Genomic DNA, 4,236 nt, shown 5'->3' on the forward strand with positions numbered 1-4,236 from the left:
GCGAGCACGTCGGCCACGGTCTGGCCGAAGCTGCCCGGATCCGGCGCCACAGTGAGACCATACGAGCGCATGATGTCGGCCTTCTCGGCGGCGCTGTCCCCGGCCGCCGAGATGATCGCGCCGGCGTGCCCCATGCGGCGCCCCTTCGGCGCGGTCAGCCCGGCCACGAACCCGATCACCGGCTTCGACATGTTCTCGCGGATCCAGGCCGAGGCTTCGGCCTCCTGCGGGCCGCCGATCTCGCCGATCATCAGCACCGCGTCGGTATCCGGATCGGTCTCGAACAAAGCAAGGTGGTCGAGGAAGGAGGAGCCGTTGATCGGGTCGCCGCCGATGCCCACCGAGGTCGAGATCCCCAGACCGAGCTCCTTGAGCTGCGAGGCGGCCTCGTAGCCGAGCGTGCCCGAGCGGGAGATCACCCCGACATTGCCGGGGAGATAGATGTGGCCGGGCATAATGCCGAGCATGGCCTTGCCCGGCGAGATGATGCCGGCGCAGTTCGGGCCGACCACCATGGTCCGCTTCTCCTTGGGGTAGCGGTACAGGTAGCGCTTCACCCGCATCATGTCCTGGGCGGGGATGCCGTCGGTGATCGAGCAGACCAGCCGCAGGCCGGCATCGGCCGCCTCCATGATGGCATCGGCCGCGAACGGCGGCGCCACGAAGGTGATCGAGGTCGTGGCGCCGGTCGCCTCCACGGCTTCCTTGACGGTGTTGAACACCGGCAGGCCGAGATGGGTGCGCCCGCCCTTGCCGGGGGTGACGCCGCCGACGACGTTGGTGCCGTAGTCCAGCATCTCCTTGGCGTGGAACGTGCCCTTGTCGCCGGTGATGCCCTGGACGATGATCGGGGTGGTCTCGTCGATGAGGATGCTCATGGCGCGGTCTCCCCTCTAGTGCTGCGTCTGGGCTTGGTGACCCTTGGCGGCGGCGCAGGCGTCGACCGCCTTCTTGGCCGCTTCCGCCAGGGTGTCGGCTGTAATCAGGTCGAGGCCGCTCTCGGCCAGGATCTTCTTGCCGGCCTCCACGTTCGTGCCGGCGAGCCGGACCACCAGCGGGACGTCGATCTTTACCTCGCGGGCGGCCTGAACGACGCCCTCGGCGACCCAGTCGCAGCGGTTGATGCCGGCGAAGATGTTGACCAAGATCGCCTTCACGTTGCGGTCCGACAGCACCAGCCGGAAGGCCGTCGCGACCCGCTCAGGGGAAGCACCGCCGCCCACATCCAGGAAGTTCGCCGGCTCGCCGCCCGCGTGCTTGATCATGTCCATGGTGGCCATGGCCAAGCCGGCGCCGTTGACGATGCAGCCGATCTCGCCGTCGAGGCCAATGTAGCTGAGGTTGTGCTCCGCGGCCTGGGCCTCGCGGGGATCGCCCTGCGAGGGGTCGTGCATGTCGGCGATGCCCGGCCGGCGGAACAGAGCGTTGTCGTCGAACGACATCTTGGCGTCGAGCGCCAGCACCCGATCATCCTTGGTGACGACCAGCGGGTTGATCTCCAGCATGGTGCCGTCGCAATCGCGGAACGCCCGATAAGCGTTCATGATCGTCTTCACCGCGGCAGAGACCTGCTTGATGTTGAGCCCGAGCTGGAAGGCGATCTCCCGTGCCTGGAACTGCTGCAGGCCCACCGCCGGCTCGACCACCACCTGGATGAGCGAATCCGGCTCATTGGCGGCGATCTCCTCGATATCCATGCCGCCGCGCTGGCTGGCGATGACGCGGACGCGCTCGGCCTTCCGGTCCAGCACGTAGCCGAGATAGAGCTCGCGCTCGAACGGGTCGGCGGTCTCGACGTAGACCCGCTGGACCGGCTTGCCCTCGGGGCCGGTCTGATGGGTGACGAGGCGCTTACCGAGGAGATCCTTTGCGGCGTCGCGGACCTCGTTGTAGGTCCGGCACAGCTTAATTCCGCCAGCCTTGCCGCGGGCACCCGCGTGGATCTGCGCCTTCACGGCCCAGAACGAGCCACCGAGTTCGGTCGCCGCATAGACCGCCTGATCCGGGCTGAACGCGATGGCGCCCTTGGGGACGGCCACGCCGAAGCTCGCGAGCAGCTCCTTGGCCTGATACTCGTGAACGTCCATTCGGCGCCTCCTCCGCGGTTCGTTGCCGCCGTTGATGCGCTTCACTTTAGTTGAGTCGAAGGAATACGCCCGTCAAATTTTTTGATCTATCGCTTCACGACGCCTTTTTCGCTGGCGCAACATCAATCGTATTTGATGCCGCACTGCGGCATACAGAACAACAACGAGGCCGGGGCATGATGCACCCGGCCTCGACTGTCGATCACGAATTTTGGGCCTGGGCTTGGACGCCCTGACATGTTGAGCGTAGCCGGCATAGCGACGCGCATCCACCTCCCCCTCGCAGAGGCTTGCGGATTCACACATCGCATTCGGGATCATCATCCGGTTGCCAGGTTGGGCGGACCAGATATCCCGCGCGCCCGCCCTCCCCCCTCTGCGGGGGAGGGAGACGCACGGCCTCGTCCTGCCTCCTCTCCAAACAAGTTGTGTGAGTCCTCAAGCCCGCAGAGGGAGAGGGAGAGCGCTGCGCCTGTCAGTTCACCTTGGCCTTCACCACGCCGTAGATCGTCTCGGTCAACGTCCCGGCCTCGGCCAGCAGGCCTTCCAGTTCCTGAAGCCGCTCGTCGGCGAACTCCCGGTCTTCGAGACCCTTGGCGTTGACGTAGACGTTGAGCGCCGCGCTGCGCAGGCCGGCATAGGCCGAGAGCACCGCCACGCCGGCATCCGACACCACGTTGAGATTGCCCTTGTTGGCCGTGATCGCCGCGAGGTCGATCACCGCGCGGCAGGCCCGGCAACAGGCGAGCGGCACGTCGCAGGCCGTCTTGAGCACGGCCTGAATCTTATCTGCGCGGGCCGCCTTCTCGTCGTCGGTGCCCTTCGGCAAGCCGTAGGCGCCCATAACGGCGTCGAAGGCCTGGACGTCCTCGCCAATCATTCCGGTGAGAACGACCCGCAAGCCTTCGGACTTGGCGAGCACGTCCTTCAGCTCGGCCTCGACCTCGACGTACTTCTTCTTGCCGATGGTGAGGTTGCAGACCATCGACACCAGGGCAGCGCCCATGGCGCCGGAGATCGCAGCCGCGCCGCCGCCCCCGGGGGTCGGGGCGGCGCTCGCGAGCTCCGTGAGGAACTTTTCGATGCTGTCGGTCTCGGGGCGATGCGTCTCGGTCACCGGCGCCTCCTCAAGCCATCGTCTTGGCGAGGGCGTAGATCTCCTCGGCGTCGAGCACCTTATCGGTGCTCTCGAAGAGCTGGCCGACGCAGGCCCGGTGCAGTTTGAGCTTCAGGCCACCGATGCCCAGCGCCCCGAAGGCCTGCTTGCCGTTGCGCTCACGCGCCTTGTCCATCACCTCGATGCCGCCGATGCCCGTCGGGGGCTGGGCGTTGTAGTCGGCGACGAACTGGATGGACGATTCCTGCGCCCAGGCGGCTTCCGGCAGCAGCTCGACGCCGATGGCGCCGGCTGTGAACACGAGGTTGGTGCCCTTGACGAGGGCGACACGCGAGGCTTCGTCGGGGGTCGCGGCGGCCTTCACGTTGACTTTGAAGCGCGTGTTGATCTGATCGGCGGCGGCCTGGGTCTTGTCCAACGCGCGGCCCGCGATCGTCACCTCGGCGCCCTCGCCGGCGAGCAGCGCAGCCGAGCGCATGCCGACCGGGCCGGTGCCCGCCAGCACGACGGCCTTCTTGCCCTGGAGCGAGCCTGCAGCCTTGGCCACCAGCGCGACGCCGGCGGCGGCCGTGGTGTTGGAGCCGTTGGAATCGAGCATGACCGAGACGCGGAACGGGCCGAAGAAGCGCTTCTTGACCGCCGTGAACAGGTCCTCGCCCGCCGCCATGCTGCCGCCGCCGACGAAGATCGCCGTGGACTTCTTCTCGGCGCCGCCGCGGGTGTAGATCGTGCCGTCCACCAGCGCGCCGACGTTGTCGGGGTTCACGCCGCCGTAGCCGGTGATGTGGTCGGCCCCGCCATCGTAGCCGACGACCGTGTCGAACACGTTCGGCACGGCATCGGTGTCGAACAGGAACAGCAGTTTTTTTGTCATTTTCTTGGGACCTTTCCGTCGCGCCCGTGAGGCGCCGTCAGGGGTTTTTTTCAAGGGTGATCGGAGTCAGGGCCGGGATCCGCGCGTCCCCTCCCCCCTCTGCGGGGGAGGGTGGCCCCTGCGTCAGCAGGGGTCGGGAGAGGGGAGCGCGGGTTCAG

At 67.1% G+C, this 4,236-nt stretch carries 4 protein-coding genes; all 4 read right to left on the reverse strand.

Features of this window, described 5'->3' with window-relative positions:
• Positions 1-878: succinate--CoA ligase subunit alpha (sucD, locus tag OXS49_RS32705; RefSeq protein ID WP_267428674.1), on the reverse strand; the 878-nt coding region annotated here is incomplete at its 3' end.
• Positions 879-893: 15 nt separating this feature from the next.
• The gene (locus tag OXS49_RS32710) at positions 894-2,087 is read right to left on the reverse strand and encodes a malate--CoA ligase subunit beta (protein ID WP_244007497.1); all 1,194 of its coding nucleotides are present in this window, start codon (positions 2,085-2,087) and stop codon (positions 894-896) included.
• Between the two features lie 475 nt (positions 2,088-2,562).
• On the reverse strand, positions 2,563-3,204 hold the full coding sequence (gene fchA / locus OXS49_RS32715; protein WP_267428675.1) for a methenyltetrahydrofolate cyclohydrolase: 642 nt from the start codon (positions 3,202-3,204) through the stop codon (positions 2,563-2,565).
• 10 nt (positions 3,205-3,214) lie between these two features.
• Positions 3,215-4,078, reverse strand: coding sequence for an NADP-dependent methylenetetrahydromethanopterin/methylenetetrahydrofolate dehydrogenase (locus OXS49_RS32720; protein WP_244003584.1), 864 nt, complete (start codon positions 4,076-4,078; stop codon positions 3,215-3,217).
• Between the last annotated feature and the right edge of the window lie 158 nt (positions 4,079-4,236).

The sequence above is a fragment of the Methylobacterium sp. GC_Met_2 genome, from assembly GCF_026540795.1.
In the GTDB taxonomy this organism is placed as follows: Bacteria; Pseudomonadota; Alphaproteobacteria; order Rhizobiales; family Beijerinckiaceae; genus Methylobacterium.